Raw genomic sequence first — 19,832 nt, forward strand, 5'->3', positions numbered from 1 at the left:
TCCGGTCGGCGTAGTTCTTTCGGCCGACTCCCCGCAGCGCCGGTCGGTAACACGGTTGAGGTGCGTCCCCGCCCCGCCGTCGCACGATCGAACCCGCACCGAACGACGAGCGGAGGAAATCGTGGCAACGACAGTGCAGGCCGAGGGTCTGCGAGTGAGGACCGGCCGGTACGTGGCCGTCGACGGCGTCGACCTGGATCTGGGCGCCGGCGTCCACGGGCTGCTCGGCCCGAACGGCGCCGGCAAGACCACCCTGATCCGGGCGCTGGCGACCGTACTGCCCCCGCACCACGGTCGACTCCGTCTGCTGGGACAGCCGATGGAGGGGCGGCCCGACCTGCGCGCAGTACGGCGAGCCCTGGGCTACCTACCCCAGGAGTTCGGCTACTACCCGCGCTTCACGGTGGCCGAGTTCGTCGAGTACATGGCGTGGATCAAGGACGTGCCGCGCGGCAGGCGACGCCGGGCCGTGCGGAACGCGGTCGAGCGGGTGGGTCTGGCCGACCGGGCGGACTCCCGGCTGAAGGCGCTCTCCGGCGGCATGCTGCGCCGGGCCGGGATCGCGCAGGCGATCGTGAACGAACCGGAGCTGCTGCTGCTCGACGAGCCGACCGTGGGCCTCGACCCGCAGCAGCGGCTCGACTTCCGGGCACTGCTGCGTGACCTCGGCGAACGCTCCTGTGTCGTCGTCTCGACGCACCTCGTCGAGGACGTGGCCGCCGCCTGCACCAGCGTGGTGCTGGCCGACGCCGGCCGGATCGTGTTCCATGGCACGCCGGACGACATCGCGGCGGCCGGCGGTCCCGACGACGCCGGGGACAGCCCGATCGAACGCGGGTACTCGGCGCTGATCACGCGGCACCGCGCCGGACTGGTGGTGGCGCCGTGAACCGGATCGTCGGGATCGAACTACGCCGCTCCGACGCGCTTCTCGCGGGGGCCGCGACCGCCGCGCTCGGTGTGGCGGGACTCTATGTGCTCGCGCTCACCGGGCAGACCGCCCTCTGGGACCAGCAGTGGACCATCCTCGCCGTCTTCCAGCGCATCATGCTGGTGATCCTCTGGCCGCTGGCGCTGGCGGCCGGTGCCTGGCAGGCGGGCCGGGACCGGCGCAACCGGATCGAGGAACTGCTGGGCACCACCCCGGTCTCCCGATGGCGGCGGACGGGACCGTTCGCCCTGGTCACCGCAGCCTGCCTGGCGGCCGGCTACCTTCTCGTGCTGGCCGCCGGGGCACCGAAGGTCGCCGCCGCCGCCGGCCACCCGGGCACCGGCTGGCCGGCGGTGACACTGGTCGGCGTACTGGCCCTGGTCGCCGCCGGCTGGCTCGGCCTCGGCGTGGGCCGGCTGCTGCCGTACGCGTACACCCCTGCGGTCCTGGGTGTGGGCGGCCTGGCCGCACTTCTCGCGGCGATCGAGCTGACCAGGCCCAGCGAGGCCACCGACCCCGGGGCGGCCCTGCTGCTGCCCTTCTTCACCACCACGATCTCCGAGTTCGAGATGGTCGCCGGTTCGGTGAGCGCGGGGCAGGCGGGGTGGTTCGGGGGGTTGGCCGCCGGGGGACTGGTGCTGTTCCTCGCGCGGAACCCGGTGCTACGACTGCTCGCCGTCGCCCCGCCGGCACTCGGGCTGGCACTCGCCGCGCCGATGCTGACCGTGCCGCTGGAGGAGGCTTTCCCGATCGACCCGGCCGCAGTCGCCGAGGTGTGCACCACCGACGACGGGCCGAAGGTCTGCGTCAGCGCGGCCCACAGCCGGGAGTTGCCCGCGCTCGTCGCACCGGCCCGGGAGGCGTTGCGTCTGCTCGCCGAGCTGCCGGACGCGCCGACCTCGGTCCACGAGGCGGCACCCGGACTCGGCCGTCCACAGCCGGCCGCCGAGGCGTGGCTGGACACCGGCAACCTCACCGCGACCGACGATCCCGCCGAGTTGACCGCCCGCATCCTGGCCGGGGCCGGTACGCCGCTCTGCGTCCGCGCCGACGACGACTCCTACCTCGACGCGCTGCGTGCCCGGTCCGTGACGGCCGCCTGGCTGCACGGCGCTCATCCGGCGCCCGGCCAGATCGTCTTCGGGGACGAGCAGGCCGTCCGGGACGAGATGTGGACGACGTTCACCGCGCTGCCCGACGACGAGCAGGTCCGCCGGGTCGCCGCCGTACGCGCTGCCGGCCTGACCTGCGGTGACCAGGCTGCCGCCCTCGGCATCGGAGGCGGCCGGTGACCTCGGCGCTGCTGTTCCTCCGTTCCCGTGAGGTGCCGGGAGGATTGCTGTGCGCGGTGCCGGCCATGGGCCTGCTGGCCTGGATCGGCGCCGCACAGGCCGACGGACGACATGCCGTGACGACCGCCGCGCTGGCCCTGGCGCTGGGCGTGGGTGTCCTCGGGTACGGCCTGGGCGGGCCGGACGGCACCCTGGACGCGACCGCGGCGATCCGGTGGGTACCGCGCCGCGCGGTGCACCTGGCGGCGATCCTCGTGGTCGGATCCGCTGTGGTGACGGCCGTGACGACGGCGCCGGTCGGCATCGTGCTCAGGGACGCGGCCGGTTTCGTCGGGCTCGCCGCGCTGGCGGCGGTGGTGTTCGGTCGGCGGCTGGCCTGGACGCTGCCGGTCGTGGCGGGCTGCGTCTCGGCGGGCATCCCCGCCGTACCGGAGCCGATGGCGCTGCACCTGCTCACCTGGGCGGGCCAGCCGGCGGACAGCGTGGCCGCCCTGACGACCGCCGGGGTCCTCGCGGTCACCGGTGCGGCCGGCTACGTGATCCGTGGCCCCCGCCGGATCAGCCCGGTCAGCTGATCCTGTTCCGCCCGTCGCCTCGTCGCCCGTCGCCTCGTCGCCCGTCGTCCGCCGATCGATGGGCTGTTCGCCGGGGGGCTCGCGATGCAGCGCATACTCGGCGGGTGTCCTCCCAGCACCACCAGAAGATGCGGCAGCGGTATGTGAGTCTCGGCAGCGGTGAGCTCCTCTCCGTCGTGGTCTTCGCCGTGGTGGCATGGCGGTTCACACCACGATTAGCAGACCCGACGGATGTACGCGCTCTGTGGTCCGCGCTCGTTCCGCTCCTGCTGATCCTGACGCAAGGCGGGGCGTACTGGCTGCTCGCGCGTCGCTGGATCGGGACGGGCCACATGCCGCGCGGACTGGCGGCGTCGTACCACGTGTTTCGCGTGGTCGACGTTGCCGTCCTCGCGGGCGGTCTGGTCGGGGTGCTCGTCTGGTTCCCGGACTCCCTCGCCACAAGCGCCCTGGTGGTCGGAATCTGGCTGTTCGGCGTGCTCGAGTATGTGAACTACTTCGTGGTGAGGCTGAGCTACCCACCGCGCACCTGGTTCTCACAGGTGACTCGGGGACGGTCGCCACGGCTCGTCCAGGACCTGCGCCGCAGCCGGCAGCGGCTGGCGACCGCGCATCATCACCATCGAGGCAGCACTGATTGAGGACGCACCCTGCGGCGGTGGTCCCCGTCGGCCCGTCTCGACTTCCCGACGCCAACCGGCCGCCGAGCGGCGTCGATCGTCCGGCCCTCGTAGCTCAGGGGATAGAGCATCGGTTTTCCTAACCCCGACGCTCCGCCGCTGTCCGTAGGTCGATGACCTGCGGTTCTTGGCCTCGTGTGCCGGTCGCTGCGCGGTCCAGTTGCGATCGCTTGCTGAAGATCAGCAGACCACGCCCTTTCGGTCCTCTGTGACCCTGGCCGGCTGAGGAGCGACCTGCGGGCGAGTTCAGTCTGCTGTCGGGGCGGGAGCCTGCCACAGGGCACTGACCGGCATGGCGCGGAGTCTGTCGCCGAACGGCAGCGTGGAGGTTCCGGTGTAGAGGACGATGCCGGCGACGAAGTCATTGCCGAGGCGCTCGGCGAGCCGGCGTAGCCCGCGGAAGTCGTCGGGGCCGACGGTGGTGGCTGCTTTGACTTCGATCCCGACCACCTGACCAGCTCGGTTCTCGAGCACCGCGTCGACTTCGTACCTGCTCTGGTCCCGGTAGTGGGACAGATCGACGAACTGCTCGGACCAGGTGAGCTGCCGGGACAACTCGGACAGGACAAATGATTCGAGCAACGGGCCGAACGGTGCGCCCGGCCGGAGCAGTGCCCGGGCGTCAGTCGCGATCTCGTTGGCGGCGATGCCCGAGTCGACGAAGATCAGTTTCGATGCGGCGGTGGTCCGGGTGCCCAGATTGCGGGACCAGCCCGGGATCCGCTTGATCAGGAAGATCTCTTCCAGGGCCTGGAGGTAGCGGGCGATCGTCGGTCGACTGAGCCCGAGGGAGGATTCGAGGGAATTGGCGGCGATGATGGTCGCGGACCTGGCCGCAAGCAGGCGTACCAGTTTGCGTAGCTCGCCCTTGTGCTGGATGTCGGACAACTGTCGGACATCGCGGTCGATGAGCGCCTGGACGTAGGCGTCGAGGAACCGTTGGCGGCGGCGCGGGTCGGTACGGGTGGTGGCCTCGGGTAGGCCGCCGCGCACTATCCTGGCCGCATAGTCGGCGCGGGTCACCTCCGACTCGTGTCGCAGGTCAGGACCGAGGGTGAAGACGGCGTCGATGAATCCGTCCGGCTCAGCGTCGAGTTCTCCTTGGGAGAACGGCCAGAGTTCCACGGTCTCCATCCGGCCGGGCAACGCGTCCGGGGCGGCCACCATGCCGAACAACCGTGACGATCCGGTGAGCAGATACCGGCCCGGACGAGGGTCCTCGTCGACTGCTGCCTTGATGGCCAGTAGTAGTTCCGGAGCGCGCTGGATCTCGTCGACGACCAGGAGTTCGGAGGAGTCCACGAACCCGACCGGATCGGCGATCGCCGCCGCCCGGTCCTGAGCCCGATCAAGATCGCGGCGCTCGGCTAGACGATCGCCGGCAACGAGGCGAACCAGGGTGCTCTTGCCTGCTTGGCGTGCTCCGCTGATCAGGACAACGCGGGTGTCCGCCAGAGCAGCATTGACCTGCGCGGCGGCGCGGCGGGGGATTAGGTGCGGTGTGGGCACGGCGTCATCGTAACGCCCGCATTTTTGATCTGCGGGGACCTTGGCTTTCGATCTGCGGCACAATGTGTGTTCGGTACGCGGTCATTTGGTGTTCGATCTGCGGGCCACGCGGGCGAGCCGGTTCGTGGAAGGGGTCCACCGCTATGCCGCGTTGCTGCGGGTGGCGGCGAGTTCGGGGGAAGGCGTCCTCCCAGCGCTGGCGGGCTGGGGCGGCAGCCAGAGGTACCTGCGCCAGCACGGCGTGCGGGCCGCCAAGGCGCTGACCGTCAAAGTGCTCACTGCCGCGCGGACGCAGACCGTCGCCGTCGCGGGGGAGGCCACTGCGGCCGGGATCGTGGCGCAGATGGCGACCGATCTGGAAGCGGTCAACGACAGCATCGTCGCCATCGAGAAAACCATCACCGCGGTGGTCGCCGAGCACGAACTGGGAGAGATCGTCACCAGCCTGCCCGGCATCGGCACCACCCTCGCCGCCGAGTTCCTCGCCCACGCCGGCACCCTCACCACCTACCCCAGCGCCGCAGCGCTCGCCGCCCACGCCGGGCTCGCCCCGATCTCCCGCGACTCCGGACGCCGGCAAGGTCATCAGATCCGGCCGCACCGATACCACCGAGGTCTACGCCGGGTGTTCCGCATGTCCAGCTTCACCGCCTTGACCCACTGCCCACGATCACGCGCCTACTACGACAAGAAACGAGCCGAAGGGAAAACCCACCGTCAAGCCACCGCAGCCCTGTCCAGACGACGCCTCAACATCCTCTGGGCCTGCATCCGCGACGAGAACCCCTACCAGCCCAACAGTCAAGATCAGCAGAGGTGGCGCCGTGCGAACTCGCGTAGGGACTCCCGCTGGTGGCGGTGCCAGCGCTGATCACCCCGGGAGCTTCCTGCGGTACGCTGACAGCCGCCGCCGAGCGGCGTTGATCGTCCGGCCCTCGTAGCTCAGGGGATAGAGCATCGGTTTCCTAACACCCTGCTCCCCTGGTGCCTCCAGGGTGCTCACCTGCGATTTCTTTATTCAATCTCTTGCGTGCCGGTCGCAGGGGAATGCTGCTGTGGTCCCTTGTTGAAGATCAGTAAGGCGGGGACCGTCGCTCCGTAGCGAGGGGTTCGCGGCAGATTAACGGTCGTCCGGCGGCAACACGCGCCAGAAGTATGCGCGGGCCATGCTGGCCACACGGCCCATCCCGTCACACCTGCGACACGGTTAGCGGGCTAGGTGAGCTCGCTGCGATAGTGTAGGTCGATGCCCGACGGCCGGCCTGCAATACCGAACGATCTCGAACGTAGCGTCTTGGTCGAAGCCGGCCACCGAATGCGCAATTCCGACATGCCGCTCCGTGCCAGTCGACTTAGCGCATATCGTCCCGTGGAGCATCGTTCGGGAACACCGTTTCGAGAACTTGATTGCCCTGTGCCCGACTTGTCACCGGCGCTTTGACGGGGAAGACATCGACCGCAAGGCGATGCTGATCTATAAGGCGTCGTTGAAGTGGGATGAGAATGTAGCGACTCTGTTGGGTGCAAATCGGCTCGCAGCCTATCTTGATTTTAGGCGGCAGTTGAGCTCTTGGTGCGGTTTTATCACCAGAGTCGAACTCTTCGACGTCGCCGGCGAGCGTGACGAGCAGACGAGACGGGCGCTCGTACAAGAATGTACGGCCGAAGCTGCCGAAGCAAAGCGGGCACTCATTTGTTTCGTCGTCACATGTAAACGCGAAACCGCGCGAAAAGCGGAGTTGGTTTACGGCACCGCCTTGGTGTGGGCGAACGATGTTGTTGATGGCCTGTGGCCAAGCACGCACCCAGGAGCTGATCGCCACGCCGAGGACCTGCCGGAAGCCGATGAGGAACTCCTTCTTGTCCTGGCCGACGATATCGGAATGATGGCCGACGAATTGGATGGCCTGGCAAACGGATACGGCATCAGGCTGGGTGGCACCGGGAAGCGTTACTGATCCGCGACGTGCGGCAGCCCAAAAGCGCCTCATTCGATAATTCATTAGTGCTAGTGCCTCGTCATGCAGCCTTGAACGGGTAATCCGGGTGGCGGATCTTGGAGCCGGTGGCGAATGCGGTTTTCGGTCTGGCTCGTTGGTTGCGCCAGCGGATGTAGTCGCCGATCGCGGTGTCTTGTTCGGCGTGGGTGCGGTGGTCGGTGCCGTTGAGGGCGAAGTACCTGACGGCGGCGAACTCGGCTTCTATCCAGTTCAGCCACGACGCATACGTCGGCAGGAACACCAGGTCGACGCGGTTGTCGGCGCACCAGGTGCGGACCTCGGGGTGCTTGTGCGGGGAGAAGTTGTCCAGGATCAGGTAGAGACGCTGGTCGGGCCAGCGGCGGCGCAGGGCCTTGAGGAAGGCCAGGAACTCTCGCCAGCGTTTGCGGTCGCGGATGCGGTAGTGCAGCCGGCCGGTGGTCAGGTCCAGGGCGGCGATCATGTGGCGTACGCCCTGGTCGCGGTTGTAGGTGGCCCGTAGTCGCACCGGCTGACCCTGGGGTCGCCAGGCGCGGCCGGGGCGGGGTTGCAGGTTCAGCGGTCCGAACTCATCGACGCACAGCACCCGCCCATCAGTTGGTGGGTGGTCGTAGAGGTCCAGGATGCGGCGCATCTTCGTGGTGAAGTCGGGGTCGGTGCTGGCCTTCCACGTCTTGGTGGCCTGCCACGAAATCCCGCGTTCGTGCAGAATCCGTCGGACGGTCTCGACGCTGATCGTCGTGACGTGACCAGCGGCAATGAGGTAGTCGCGCAGCTTTGCAAGGGACCAGCAGGAGAACGGCTGGCCGAGGAAGCGGGGGTCGCACCGGGCGATGACGCAGATCCAGTCTCTGCTCTGTTCATCGATCCGTCTCGGTGCGCCCCCGCTCCATTTTGGGGACAAGGCGTCGAACCCCCGCTCGTTGAACGCGTGGATCACGTCCCGCACGTAGTCCTCGCTGGCCTTGAGCAGGTGAGCGATATCGGGAGCCGGCTGCCCCTGGGCGGACATCAGCACCACGATCGCCCTGCGCAGCTTCACCGGATCCTTCGCCGTCCGAGTGATCTTCTGCAACCGCTGGCCCTCGGCCATCGACACCTGCCGGACAAACACCTCCGGCCGTCTACCCACCGGCCATCACCTCCCACCACGAGTGCTGGGAGACAGCCTGCCCGACAGATCCTCAGAACCAGCGGATTACACGATCAACGTTCAAAGACGAGGCACTAGTTCCCGGGCATTGCCGTCGGTACCTGGGCCCGGCTGGGCACCTCGTGCGGAGTGAGGTGCCCAGCCCGTGTCCCCGTTCGTTCCCGAGGGCTTTAGAACTCGAAGTCGAAGGCTAGTTGAATATCGCCTTCGGGTTCGGGTTGATCATCGATGTTGTCGCCGTCGTCTTCGAGGGTGCCGTCGGCGGGTAGTGCGTATTGGTTGGTGAGTCGTGCGACGTGCATGATCAGGGGCCTGCTGAGGGCTGCCCGGTAGTCGTCAAAGCAGTGGCGTTGCTGGTGCAGAAACCCGGCCCAGGTTGCAGGGTCTTCACCCTCGGGGTGAGCGCCGACGACGAACTCGAGTAGTTCAGCGTTCCAGGCGTTCTTAGAAGGGTCAAGATAGTTCCTCGCGCCTTCTAGCTTTCCGTCGTCGGGGGAACGGCCCTCTGAGGGATCGGCAGCATCGGCCTTTGCCGGGTTCTTCTTGTAATGAGGCGTAAGTTTAGCCAAGTCGATGACGATGGAGCTGTGGGTAGCCGGCTTGTCGACCGTGCTGTAGTAGACGCGCGTCTTCTCGGTGTTTCCGGTCCCGTCGTCGTGTCGCCACAGCCCGTCGGAGATGCCGATGCTGTCGCCCTCGAAAGCCCATGACTCGGGGGTTTCGAGGCGTTCGTTGCCGCAGATCCGTACCAGCCTCATCTTCTTGCCGAAGAGGCTGATTTTCTGGGGTCGCAATTCGCCGAGCTGGAGGTGGTCGGGCAGCATATGAGCGTTCTGCACCGTGGTGAGCCGATACCGGATGTTGTGGGCTTCAGTCACGAGGAGGGTCTGCGTGTTTCGGAACCGGGTTAGGGTGCTTCGGATAAAGGCGGCGAGCCGCTCCTTCTGTTCGTCTTCCTTGGCGGGGCTGGCGTGGTAGTTCGTGCCGGCCAGGGTCTTGAGCAGGGTCGGGTAGGGTACCCAGTCGGCCATGCCTTCGGCTTTGCCCATGATGTGCTTTTGGCCGGGCCGGATCAGGATGGCGATCGGGATGAAGATCTGGTGAGTGTTGGTGTCGTCGTTGCGCCTTTTGACGACCCAGAATGCGAGCTGCTCGAGGTCGTCGGGGATGGCACTCTTGAGGCGATGTTGCGGGACGAAACGGACGCCGAGCTGACGTAGGCAGTCGTCCCAGGCGGCTTCGGCCCGGTGCTGGTTGCTGGCCTCTTCCTTGTCGAGGTCCTTGCCGGGGAACTCGTCGGGGCGGATGAACTGGCTGACCATGCCAGCGTCGGCGCAGCCCATGCGGATCGCAAATTTCGGGTCGGTGGTGCGTGCGTTGAAGGCTTTCGCACCGTCGAGCTCGATGAGGGCGAGTTGCAGGGTGTCACCGACTTCTTCGGCCAGATCTTCCATGGCGGAAGCGACCAGCTTTCGGCGTGTGGCGACGGCTTCGTCGTGCTTCCGGCCGCGCCTGGGAACGGAACCCTGCCCGAGCGCTGCGCCGAGCCTGCCGAGGGGGCGGGCGTAGATCGTGAGGGTGAGGTTTCCGACGTCCCATGTCCAGGTGTCGTTGCTGACGGGTTGCTGATGGGGCAGATCAAGTAGTCGTTCGACGGTAGCGAGCAGGCGGTCCCGCATTCCCTTGCCGTCGCCCTGGTAGAGCAAGACCACGGAGAGCCGGCCGTCGACCGCGGCGGCCAGTTGCTGGCGCCGGATGAGCGCGTTCGCCTTCGAGATTTCAGCGTTTGCGGCGTGGGCGGCTTCCTGCCTTTCGACGAGCTGGGTGCGCTCGGCGTCGGTCTGGTCCTTCTTGCCCTTGGGGACGCTTTCGAGCTTGCTGAGGCGTCGGCTCGCCTTGCCGCCGATGAGGACGCGGGTCAGGGGCTGGTCGAGGTCGAAGTCGGGCTGCAGGCACTGGCCGATCCAGCGGATGAGGCGGCTGCGTTCGGCTGGCATGATGCCGGTGCCGACCTGGTGGTCGGGGCCGCGCATGGTGGTGTGGTAGGTGACGGCGGCGGTGACGCCATCTCGGCCGAAGATCCAGGCGTCTGACTTACCGGCGAGCTGCTCGGCAGCCGGGAGATTTTCCACGGCGCCGATCCGGTTGAGGATCTGTTCGGTGCCGCCGTTGCGCCAGCCCATTTCCCGGGTGTCTCGGTCCCAGATCAGGTGGGCGACCGCGAATTTCTGCGATGTCGGTGCGTCGGCTACGAAGGGGCTGGTCGACTGTAGGAGGGTAGAAGCTCCCCAGCGGCCCTTGGTGTGTAGCTCGCCGCTGGTCCAGCGGCGGATGCCGGTGTCGACGTGTAGTCGCAGGGTGGGGTCGAACGCCTTTGTACGCAGCGCGATCTTGATCGTGGCGCTGTAGTACCAGGTCCGGATGTTGCTGCCTTTGCCGGTGTGGTGTTCCAGCGGCGGCCAGGAGACGAGTTCGGCGTAGCCGTTGGCAGGATTGGCCGCGACCTGCCGGAACCGTATGGATTTGCTGCCGTGCTGGTAGGACTGGCCGGCGATTTTAGCTGCGGCGTAGTCAGGCAGCAGGCTGAACAGGTGAGGCTGCGGCACGGCGGTGTTGCCATCGGAGAGCTCGTGGGCGAGCAGGTCGACGATCTTCTGCGTCCATTGCAAGGTGCCGGAGCCGAGTTTCGTGATTGTCGGAAGGACGAGCGCTTTGCCGTCGTCGGTGGTGGGCAGGTCATAAAGCCAGGCGTTGATGAAGGTCCGCATGATCGCCGGCGGGAACGGCTTCGCCGCGAATAACCAGGGGTTCCCCTCGTCGAGGTTGGCCCGGGTCGCGGTGGATACCAGATCGGGGGCGACGGTGCGCATCAGCGCGTTGAGGCGCCCGATCGGCACCTGCTGGGCACGCGCGCGTGATTCCTCGCGCCAACCGGCGGTGTACAGGTCGAGGATGGGGCGGCGCCAGGAGACGGGGAAGGTAAGCGTGTGCAGCGGGATTTTGAGATCGCCTGCTGCCACGAAGGCTGCGGTCTGGGTGCGGTCGTAGCGCATCGAGGGCCTTTCTGAACCGGTCCGAGCGTGGGCGGTCAGTTCATGTCGCGCAGGGCGCGGTAGAGCGGGTCGTAGAGGGCTTGAACCAGCGATCGGTCGATCGCCGTCTGCGCGGACTCGGGGTCGAAATAGGGAGCGAGTTCGTGCAGCATGCTGGCGAGCAGGCTGGTCGCTGGGGTGTCGTCTCCGGTGAAGCCGGCCTCGCGGGGTGAGAAGGCTCCGTCGACGAAGTAGACGCGGGCGGCGACACCTCCGCGCACGAGTCGTCCAATGACCTGCCAGATGACCACGAGCTGGTCCCAGGTGAAGGCCGACTTTTCATCGGGGGGCAGGCTGGTCCAGGACAGGCGGCGGGTGAGGAAGCGGTGCCATTTGCGGGCGGCTTCGGCCCGAAAGCGCAATCCGGCGTCGTCCGGGCTGCCGGCGGCCAGAGCGGTCTGGGTGAAGCGACGGCCTGGGCCGCGGACTTGGCGGACCGCCCAGTCGTTGATCGCCTGGGTGGCCAGGGAGATGTCGTCAGGGCGATGATGCGGGCGGGCGAGGAAGTACACGCTGCCGATGGCAGCTTTACCGCCGGGAACCACGATGTTGTGCCCGCGCTCGACGGCCAGCAGCGGCGCGATCAGCAACTGCCCGCCGATGTCGGGGAACTTGGCCAGCTCGCCGCGGCGAAGGTGCAGCTGGCGGGTGTCGGCGGGCAGGTTGCTCCAGGAGTGGTCGAGGTCGGTGTCGTCGGATACCAGGACCGTGACGTTGCCGGTCCACTCCGGCAGGTTGTTGAGGTAGTGCCCGGCACGGTGTGCCTCGGCGTAGCTGCCGACCAGCAACAGAATCCGGCGGCGTTGTGGGTCGTCGATGTCGTCCAGTTCCTGCTGCAGCAGCGAGGTCGCGCCGGTCAGGCTGCGGTCAGGTACGGCCAGTTGGTGCAGCATCTGCTCGAGCTGAGCGGGACGCTGCCGAGGGTCAGTGCCGGACAGCCGCAGGGCGGTGGTGACGCCGGGTGGGTAGAGGAAGAGCTTGCGAAAGGTGCTCTTCTTGATGGCGACGACCTCGTGTTCGTGGGGCCGCAGCACGGCGTCGACCTGGGCGTGCAGGTGGTAGCGGCTGGAGGTGCCGGCCCAGCTGGTGGCCGACATCAACAGCACATGCGGGCCGGGCCGGTTGTCCACGGCAGGGATGTCGGCCAGCTCCAGCAGCAGCTCGCGGCCGACACCGTTGCAGCGAAAGAACCGCAGCTCACCGCTCTGATCGCCGTCCTCGTTGCGGTCGCCGGCCTGGAACTGAAAGCCCAGCACGTTACCCATGGGGGATTCGGGAACCACCGGCATGTAGTCCTTGGGCGGCCGGCGCGACAGCACGTTGGAGGTCGAGTCCAGGTTGAGCGCAGCTTCGACGCGAGGCCACAGAATGGTCATGCGGTCAAGACGATCGTGCAGGACCGCCAGCACGAGGGTGAATTCGAAGCGGTGCAGGTTGGCGTCAAGGTCACCGGCGACGGAGGCGTTGTTCGGGACCAACTGGCGCAGCAACTTCTTCAGCCGCTCACGGCTGAACTCGCGAACGAATACCCCACGGGGGGCGTGCAGCAACTCCGTCGCCATCGCCACGAGCGCGTTGACCAGGTCCGTGGTCGTATCCTCGGGGCCACGCCCGCGCAACGGGGTCAGCGGCGAGTCGCGGAAACTGCCGAGAACGGTGTCGACACGCTGGAGCTCGGCCCGCTGGGAAGCAAGTTTGTCCTCGTCGGGGGCCACGGCATTCTCGTCATCGTCGCGGTTGCGCCTGCGCAGCTCGGGAAACCACTCATTGATCAGCCACTGGTGCAAGGTCATCGCGCTGAAGTAGTCCTGCGTGATCCATCGCCGCAGCGGCTCGTCGTTGATCAGCATCGAGTAGATCCGGTCGGTGGCCGTGATGACCGTGTTGAGCGCGTTGTTCCAATCGTCGATCTCGTCACTCGACAACTGCAGCCGGCCCTGCGCGGCCAGCTCGGTGAGCTTGTGCTTGCCAACCTCGTCGAGCCACGACTCCGCACCACGGGCCACCAGCGTCGCCGCCGGCGCGAACGCGGTGTCGAGCTGCATCTGTACCCGGTCGGCCTCGTCGACGATGATCAGATCGCTGCGGCGGCAGGCCAGCTCCAGGTAGCGCATATTCTCGTCGTTGAGATGGTCGGGCACACGGCTGTGCACCAGCGATGCCGGCGTGGCGACCCAGATCTGCGCGTCGACCAGGTCGCGGGCCGCGCTGTGCCGCGGGCACGCAGTCCACAACGGGCATCCGTGACGTTTCGGCCTGGCTGGCTTACGGCGACGCCGGAACCCCGTGCTGGCGGAGTCGGGATCGTCGTGCTCGATTTCGGCCTTCTCGACATCGTCAGCGTTGTACAAACCGGTGCATGGCGCAGCGGTGATCGCCAGCGCCCGGCGTGCCTCGAACCCCCGTAAGGCGTCGAGCGGGCAGGCGCTCGACAGGTGCGCGAAACCCGGGTTGTCATGATTCAGCATGCTTTGTGTGGCAGACTCGCTGCGCCGGTGCAACCGCTGAATGTTGCGTTCGAGGGTGGACTTTCCCAGGATCGGCGCGGCGGGCACACCGAGGCGGCGAAACTGCTCGGTGATGGTCAGCACTTCGGCGACGTCACCGACGACGATCGTGGTCCGGCGTCGGTCGGCCGGGCGCTCGCGGGTGGCGAGCTGGAAGGCCAGAATGTCGCGAATCGTGGACTTGCCGGCGCCGACCATGCCAACCAGGTTCATCAGCCTGTCGATGCGCAGCCGGGGATGGGTCTGGAACGCCCCGGCGGCTTCGTCGCGCAGCAGCAACTCGACCCGCCGTAGACGCTTCTTCCAATCGTTGGGCTTGTGCGGCGTGCGGTTCTCCGCCAGATCCGCGGCGTTGGCGGCGACCTCCAGGCCGTCCATAGCATCAGCTGCGGCTTCCAGTTCGGTCATGGTGACGGTGATCGGCTCGCCTTTGCCTGCCGGCGCCGCCCCGATGTCATGCCCGCTCCAGGGCTTGAGGCCGATCAGCTCGACGGGGATGTTCACGGAGTGGCGCTGGTCGCGGACGTAGAACAGCTGGTCTCCGGCGCCGGCGATGGGCAGCTCGCGCCGCTCCAGAGGAGGCGGCTGGGTCAGCAACCGTTCATAGATCTCCCTGCGGTCGTGCGCGCGCGTGGGATCGAGCGCCTTGGGTAGATCGTCGATGGTCGCGAACGTGTAGCCGCGCAGCGTGATGTCGACGTCGAGATACATGTGCAGCGAGTTGTGCCAGGTGTAGCGGCGGCTGCGGTCCCACAGGAAATGCCGGGCCCGCCGGATCATCAGCCGCGCTTCGCTGGTGCGTACGTCGCCGAACACTTCCTCATAGGGGTAGCCGCTGAGCAGGGTCCAAATGTCGCGCACCGGCCGGGTCGGCATGACCCGCGTGCCGAGGTAGATTGCCAGCTCGACGTCGAGCAGGTCACCGATGCCGAACCCGGCAGGTGCCTTCCACGCGCCACGGAATTCGCCGGCGAGGTCGCCGTGCCAGCTACTGCGATCACGCATCGTCGCCTCCCGCAGAGCCGTTCTTACGCAGCCGGGTCAAGGTGGTTGTCAACATGCGGAGAAACGCCTTGTCGCTGAGCAGGGTCACCTGCTCCTTGACCTCCGGCGGGCAGAAATGCTCGAAGACGATCTTGTAGTCCTCGCGGTCGTCGAACCGGTACTGCGGCACCACCAGGAAAGCCCGGTTGTACGGCGGCTCCGGCCGGAACCGGGTGGCGCTGTGCCCGAGCAGGGCCGGGTTGGCGCGGTCTTTCACGTCGATGGCCCAAACCTGCCGGTTCGGTAGCGTGATCCTCAGGTCGTAGGCGTCGCAGCCCGGCCACATCTCCGGGACGAGGCCCTTGCCGATGAGCTTCTGTTCCAGCTCGACCTCGGCCAGCCCCGGGCCGGTGATGAACATACGCAGCGGCGCTCGCAGTAAATACAACCCGCCGGTCGAGCGATCGTCGATGAACTCTTTCGGGGTGGCGTGGGCTTCGCGGCGGCAGCGGTCCAGCTCGCACCGCCAGGACCGCCCATCGGGTTTGAGCAGGCAGTGGCAGCGTGCGCACGTAGCGAAGCGTCCGTCGGTGCCTCGGTAGGCGGCCGGGGCCGGCTCGTAGCACCGGTTCACCGTCTCCAAAACGGTGCCCAGCTCGGGATGCTCACCGATCAGCGTCGCCTTGTCGATACCGGTCAGGACCGGCTTGTCGATCAAAAGACGCCGGAACGCGGTGTAGGACTGTGGCGATCGTGCCGTCTCGCACTGTGCGAAGACCGTACGGATGATCTCGTTTTCGAAGAGCTCGGCTGCGGCATCGGGACCTGAGACCTCCCACTCGTAGCATCGCTGGGTGGGGACCCCGGTCTGCGCGTCGACCAGGAACTCGTCCAGGTTCTCGGCTTCCGCCGGCAGGTCAAACGGCCATTGCCCGATCGGCCTGGTCGCCGCCCAGCGCGCCATGCCTGCGACGCTGGCCGGCGGCTCCATCTCGCGCAGCAGGCATTGCAGGACCAGGTGGTTGTAGGCCTTCTGCACCTTGTCCGAGTAGATCGGGTCCGGGGACCTGTCGTGACGCGACAGGTCGACCAAAGCGGTCGCGACCATGCGCAGCAGCGTCACCCCGGTAAAGGTGGACAGATCAGGCGGGCTGTTCACGGTCAGCACCACGAGCGGTCTCCTGAGAGAACGGCGGCGGGTCCGTTTCCGCCGCGCTGGGACACCACCTACTTACCGGACAGGTACGACAGTTATCTCCTGGCGCCGCGGCGAAGGTGTTGTCCTCGCGCCACGGCTGCGCCATCTTCCGCAGGGCTGCGTACGCCTTATCGAGCTCCTGCGGATCTGACGGGTCGACCATGATGAGATCCGCTCCGGCCGGCCGGAGAATCTCCAGCTCCACTCGGGAACCGTCGACGGGTCCGCCGAGCAGGCCTCGCCCGAGGATGGCCGTCGCGAGTGCGACCTGCGGGAACTCTGTGACGACATCCTCGCCACCACGCTGGCGGCGCCGGGTGGTCTTGGTCTCGCGCCACACCCAGGCGCCGTCGTCGCGGTAGACGAGGTCGGGCTTGGCGATCACCAGCGTCTGGGCAGCTGTGTCATGAAAGACGAAGGTCTCTTCGATCCTGAGGTCTGAGGTGCTCTCATCAAGAGGGCACACGGACGGGTGATGCGCGAGCATCCGCATGCCGGCCTCGGCTGCATCAGCGTCGAGCTCCCAGCGCGGGTCGGGCCAGCTGATGTCACCTGGCATGTCCGCGTGCTGGCACGGTCCGCTTGCTTTCGCGTGCAGCGTCTCCAAATAGCGATGAACTGCCTGACCGATCCGGGCCGGAGTGGTGTACTCGTTGACCTTCGGCAGACGCAACGTCTGCAGGTAATGCTGGGCCGGGCAATTGTCGTAATAGCGTAAGTCGGTGACCGACACCTGGCGCAGCTTCGCTCGCCGGTCCGACCGCAGTCCCAGCAGTCCCGGGGCTCGCATCACCTCGTCACAGGCCAGCACGAGACGGCATTTGAGACAATCGCCGCCTGGGCGGCGCGTCTGGCCATGAAGGACCTGAACCGCAGCGCGGCGTCCATGCTTCTCGTAAAGAGCGGCGGCATCCTCGATGGTTCCGTCGAACAGGACTCTTCTCAAGCCTTCGGTGAGGTCGATGTCGGCGACCACCACGCGAGACACCTCTTCACGTGCCCGGACAAAGAACTTCTTCTCCCAGTCATCCGGCCACGGCGCGGGACGGCCGTATGCGGCCGTGTAGGCCGCGACCGCCACCTCGGCCTCGCTGCGCTGTCGCTCTAGCATGTTCGCGAGGCGAATCAGCCGTAGTTCACGCACCGCACCATCGGCCGAGCGGTAGCGCCGACCCCAAGCCCAAAGCTCGCGTACACCTTGATCGACATGCTGGACCACCCACCAGCGGGCGACCGGCAACATCGATGCTTCCGCCTCACAGATCGACAGGTAGCTGCGCACGGCATGCTTGATGAAGGCTGCGAGACCTTCGTGAAGCGGCTGCTTCGCCAGCACCGAGTTCAGCGCCTCGTCAACCGGTCGGCGGTCGAACTCCACAGCGTCCAACACGTCCATGACCAGCCGCACCGGCACCGGCGGCTTGTCTCGACGCGGCCAAGCGGCGGGCTTAAGCCCTGGCCTCGACTTCACCGCAAGGTGCATCGCGCACCTATGGTCTCCCCCAGCCAAGACGCTCAATGCCACACGGATGGGCGACGCGCTGCCGACGAGTTCAGGCGGCGCGGTCCAGGTTCCTGCAGGCGGTGCGTCCTCGGGTGTTCTCTGACCGGGAACGAGGGGAAGGGTGCCGCGTTGTTCCAGGGGCAACGGCTTCCTGTCTGACATCGCGCTCCCAGGACGAGGGTGTCCGAACAGCTCAGCACCTTGAAGCTTGATCGCAAATCGTGACTTATTGATAACGACGCGTTGGAACGCTAGCAGACCAGGTTAACTGCGCGGCAACGCCGACGTAGTGCGTCCGTATCGGCATGATCAGGTGCACAACTCGGCATGTCCGGAAGCCGAGGACGCGGCTGGGCTTACGAGCGCGTCACGCAACTCAGCTACCGGTGGAGTTGCAGCCGGTCGGAGGGCGCAATTCCTCGTCAAGGCCTTCACGCGCCGACGTGCGCCTGATTCGGTGTGCCGCTCGCACTTCCAGCCGTACCGGCTCTGTATCGTCCGGCGCGGCGGGAGCATCGGGCAGTTCCGGGCCGTGCTTGATCAGCAATAGACGTGGGAGCCCTGCGATCCGGGTGGCCGAGTCCCGGTCCCTCATGATCCCTGGCGACCGACGGCGATCCTCGGTGAAGTCGTCTGCGTACTCCACCGCCCATGAAATCTGACCATCACCGCCGTAGCCCCTCGCCGCAGGGTTGTCGGTGGGACTATTGGTCGGCCAGGTCCGGTCGCCACGTCGTGATCTCGTCATCGAGGTTGCCCCTGCGTAGGTCGTTCAGGGCGGCCATGTAACCGACCTCGGTGGCGTTGACGAGCATTCTCAGGACCTCGATTGGCGCGTCCTGGTAGCCGTAAGCCGACCACACGTTGGCCATCGCCTCGTATGCCCGCCGCATGTCACCTGGATCGTGTGCGGTGTTGGCGTGCAGGTTTGCTACGGCCTCGGACCAGCTGGTCACGTCATGCTCCGAATAGGACATGATTGAAGTATGCGCGAGGTGGCCCACGCGTGGGGCTCGGCGGTGACGAGCAGGCCCGCCAAGCTGGGTGAACATGGACGGCTGGAGGCCCTGCCCCAACCACCGGCCAGTCCGGGCGGCTACCAGGCTCGCTGCGCCTGGTGGGGCGGCAGCCGGCTGCGCAGCACCTGCGGGAACTCGGTCCGCAGCCTCGCCAGGTCGACCGGGTTCCGGCCTTCGCTTGCCCAGGTTGGCGACCGGCCATATCGCGAGGTGGCCGTAGCGGATTTCGTGCGTGCGCGTGTAGGTCGCGGGCAGCCGGTCCGGGCCTTCGCATTCGCGACCTTGGCGTACCCCGCCGACTGTGCGGTTGGGCACCCGCGCAGGCAGAAGGCACCGGTGGGTTCTGCGGCGACTCATGATCAACAAAGTGAATGCTGGAGCAGGCCCCAGGCCGATCAGGCTTAGTGGCATCCTGGAGCCGTGAGGTCTATGTGCTCCATCTATGTGGATGCTGGTTACCTGCTCAGTTCCGCAGCTGTCCGGGTGACCGGTACGTCGCTGCGGAGCGGTGTTCACGTCGATTACGCGCCGCTGATTGGGGCGCTTATCCGGCAGGCCGAGAGGATATCGGAGTTGTCAGTGCTGCGGGTGCACTGGTACGACTCGGCCAAGGACGGTGTGCCCGATTCACAGCAGCAGCGCATCGGCGAGTTACCCAAGGTCAAGTTGCGACTCGGCCGGTTCGGCATGGACCGCCAGCAGAAGGGTGTCGACCTGCGTATCGGGCTCGACCTCGTGACGCACGCGCGCAACGGAGCTGCGGATGTCTTCATCCTCGTCTCAGGCGACGACGATCTGACCGAGGCTGTCGAGGAGGCTCAAGTTCACGGAGTGCAGGTCATTCTGCTTGCCGTCCCCAACACCGAGAACAAGCCCCACGGCATCAGCCTGCACCTGACCCGGGCGGCCGACGGGCTTGAGGTCCTGCCTCCGGAAGTCGTTGATGAGGCAGTGGAAAAGTTCGAGATGCCGCAGCCGACGCCACTACCACAGCCAGTGATGGTCGGGCCGCCAGCCGGGCATCCGCAGGTCACGGCTACGCCCAAGGACCTCGTCGGACTGGGACGCCCAGGTGCGCTCCGACCCTCGTCGCCTGTACCCGGCTACAGCGTGACCACCGGACGCCCGCCACAGGTCACCACGGAGTATCGGGACCCCGCCGAGCTTGCCGAACAGATCGACTTGGTGGTCGGCAACGTCCTGACGGCGTTTCGCAAGTCCGCCACCGCGGAGGCGCTAGCGGAACTCAATGACAACAAGCCATCGATCCCACGCGACATCGACAAAGCACTACTGACCGACCTATCCGACCGCCGTGGCGAACTCGACCTGAGTGAGCAGGCGCGGCACAAGCTTCGGGCGCACTTCTGGAAGAAGTACGAGGAGGCGACGTGACGCATGTTCAGTTA

The 19,832-nt window shown here is 66.8% G+C and carries 13 protein-coding genes and 1 pseudogene; 7 read left to right on the top strand and 7 right to left on the bottom strand.

Annotated features, from left to right (window positions below; genetic code table 11):
* Positions 1-121: 121 nt before the first annotated feature.
* The 4 genes from ACQVFL_RS02015 to ACQVFL_RS02030 all read left to right on the top strand — a co-directional run bounded on the left by ACQVFL_RS02015 (position 122) and on the right by ACQVFL_RS02030 (position 3,439).
* Positions 122-889: an ATP-binding cassette domain-containing protein gene (locus tag ACQVFL_RS02015; protein WP_396692255.1), complete on the top strand. Its 768-nt coding sequence runs from the start codon at positions 122-124 to the stop codon at positions 887-889.
* Positions 886-2,223, top strand: coding sequence for a hypothetical protein (locus ACQVFL_RS02020; protein ID WP_431728457.1), 1,338 nt, complete (start codon positions 886-888; stop codon positions 2,221-2,223). Before ACQVFL_RS02015 ends, ACQVFL_RS02020 begins: the two co-directional genes overlap by 4 nt.
* Positions 2,220-2,798 (top strand): hypothetical protein, encoded by a 579-nt coding sequence (locus ACQVFL_RS02025; RefSeq protein WP_396692257.1) that lies wholly within the window; start codon positions 2,220-2,222, stop codon positions 2,796-2,798. Before ACQVFL_RS02020 ends, ACQVFL_RS02025 begins: the two co-directional genes overlap by 4 nt.
* A 104-nt stretch (positions 2,799-2,902) precedes the next feature.
* Positions 2,903-3,439 carry a hypothetical protein gene (locus ACQVFL_RS02030; protein WP_431728458.1) on the top strand — a complete coding sequence of 179 codons (537 nt, stop codon included), beginning with the start codon at positions 2,903-2,905 and terminating at the stop codon, positions 3,437-3,439.
* Between the two features lie 285 nt (positions 3,440-3,724).
* Here the strand turns inward: ACQVFL_RS02030 and ACQVFL_RS02035 are convergent, their stop codons facing one another.
* On the bottom strand, positions 3,725-4,987 hold the full coding sequence (locus tag ACQVFL_RS02035) for an ATP-binding protein (RefSeq protein WP_431729760.1): 1,263 nt from the start codon (positions 4,985-4,987) through the stop codon (positions 3,725-3,727).
* A 223-nt stretch (positions 4,988-5,210) separates the two neighbouring features.
* Here ACQVFL_RS02035 and ACQVFL_RS02040 point away from each other — a divergent pair.
* Both ACQVFL_RS02040 and ACQVFL_RS02045 read left to right on the top strand, forming a co-directional pair.
* A pseudogene (locus ACQVFL_RS02040) lies at positions 5,211-5,827 on the top strand (transposase); the annotation flags it as partial.
* A gap of 482 nt (positions 5,828-6,309) precedes the next feature.
* Positions 6,310-6,945: an HNH endonuclease signature motif containing protein gene (locus ACQVFL_RS02045; protein WP_431729761.1), complete on the top strand. Its 636-nt coding sequence runs from the start codon at positions 6,310-6,312 to the stop codon at positions 6,943-6,945.
* Between the two features lie 61 nt (positions 6,946-7,006).
* Here ACQVFL_RS02045 and ACQVFL_RS02050 read toward each other — a convergent pair whose 3' ends face one another.
* The 6 genes from ACQVFL_RS02050 to ACQVFL_RS02075 all read right to left on the bottom strand — a co-directional run bounded on the left by ACQVFL_RS02050 (position 7,007) and on the right by ACQVFL_RS02075 (position 18,360).
* Positions 7,007-8,059, bottom strand: a complete 1,053-nt coding sequence (locus ACQVFL_RS02050) for an IS630 family transposase (RefSeq protein ID WP_431729762.1) — start codon at positions 8,057-8,059, stop codon at positions 7,007-7,009.
* Positions 8,060-8,289: 230 nt separating this feature from the next.
* On the bottom strand, positions 8,290-11,172 hold the full coding sequence (locus tag ACQVFL_RS02055; RefSeq protein WP_431728459.1) for a pPIWI_RE module domain-containing protein: 2,883 nt from the start codon (positions 11,170-11,172) through the stop codon (positions 8,290-8,292).
* Between the two features lie 35 nt (positions 11,173-11,207).
* Positions 11,208-14,723, bottom strand: coding sequence for a signal recognition particle (locus ACQVFL_RS02060; RefSeq protein ID WP_431728460.1), 3,516 nt, complete (start codon positions 14,721-14,723; stop codon positions 11,208-11,210).
* Positions 14,716-15,873 (bottom strand): hypothetical protein, encoded by a 1,158-nt coding sequence (locus tag ACQVFL_RS02065; protein WP_431728461.1) that lies wholly within the window; start codon positions 15,871-15,873, stop codon positions 14,716-14,718. Before ACQVFL_RS02065 ends, ACQVFL_RS02060 begins: the two co-directional genes overlap by 8 nt.
* Positions 15,845-17,314 (bottom strand): PD-(D/E)XK nuclease family protein, encoded by a 1,470-nt coding sequence (locus ACQVFL_RS02070; protein ID WP_431728462.1) that lies wholly within the window; start codon positions 17,312-17,314, stop codon positions 15,845-15,847. Before ACQVFL_RS02070 ends, ACQVFL_RS02065 begins: the two co-directional genes overlap by 29 nt.
* 794 nt (positions 17,315-18,108) lie before the next feature.
* Positions 18,109-18,360, bottom strand: coding sequence for a hypothetical protein (locus ACQVFL_RS02075; RefSeq protein WP_431728463.1), 252 nt, complete (start codon positions 18,358-18,360; stop codon positions 18,109-18,111).
* A gap of 546 nt (positions 18,361-18,906) precedes the next feature.
* On the opposite strand from ACQVFL_RS02075, the gene ACQVFL_RS02080 reads away from it, so the two are divergent.
* Entirely contained in the window at positions 18,907-19,818 is a 912-nt protein-coding gene (locus ACQVFL_RS02080; protein WP_431728464.1) for an NYN domain-containing protein, read from the top strand.
* Positions 19,819-19,832: the final 14 nt, after the last annotated feature.

Source organism: Verrucosispora sp. TAA-831 (assembly GCF_050780145.1).
GTDB lineage: Bacteria > Actinomycetota > Actinomycetes > Mycobacteriales > Micromonosporaceae > Micromonospora.

Excerpts from the sequence above, each read along its gene's own strand:
- ACQVFL_RS02050 (WP_431729762.1), bottom strand. The coding sequence starts at position 8,059 with ATGGCCGAGGGCCAGCGGTTGCAGAAGATCACTCGGACGGCGAAGGAT.
- ACQVFL_RS02055 (WP_431728459.1), bottom strand. The coding sequence starts at position 11,172 with ATGCGCTACGACCGCACCCAGACCGCAGCCTTCGTGGCAGCAGGCGAT.
- ACQVFL_RS02060 (WP_431728460.1), bottom strand. The coding sequence starts at position 14,723 with ATGCGTGATCGCAGTAGCTGGCACGGCGACCTCGCCGGCGAATTCCGT.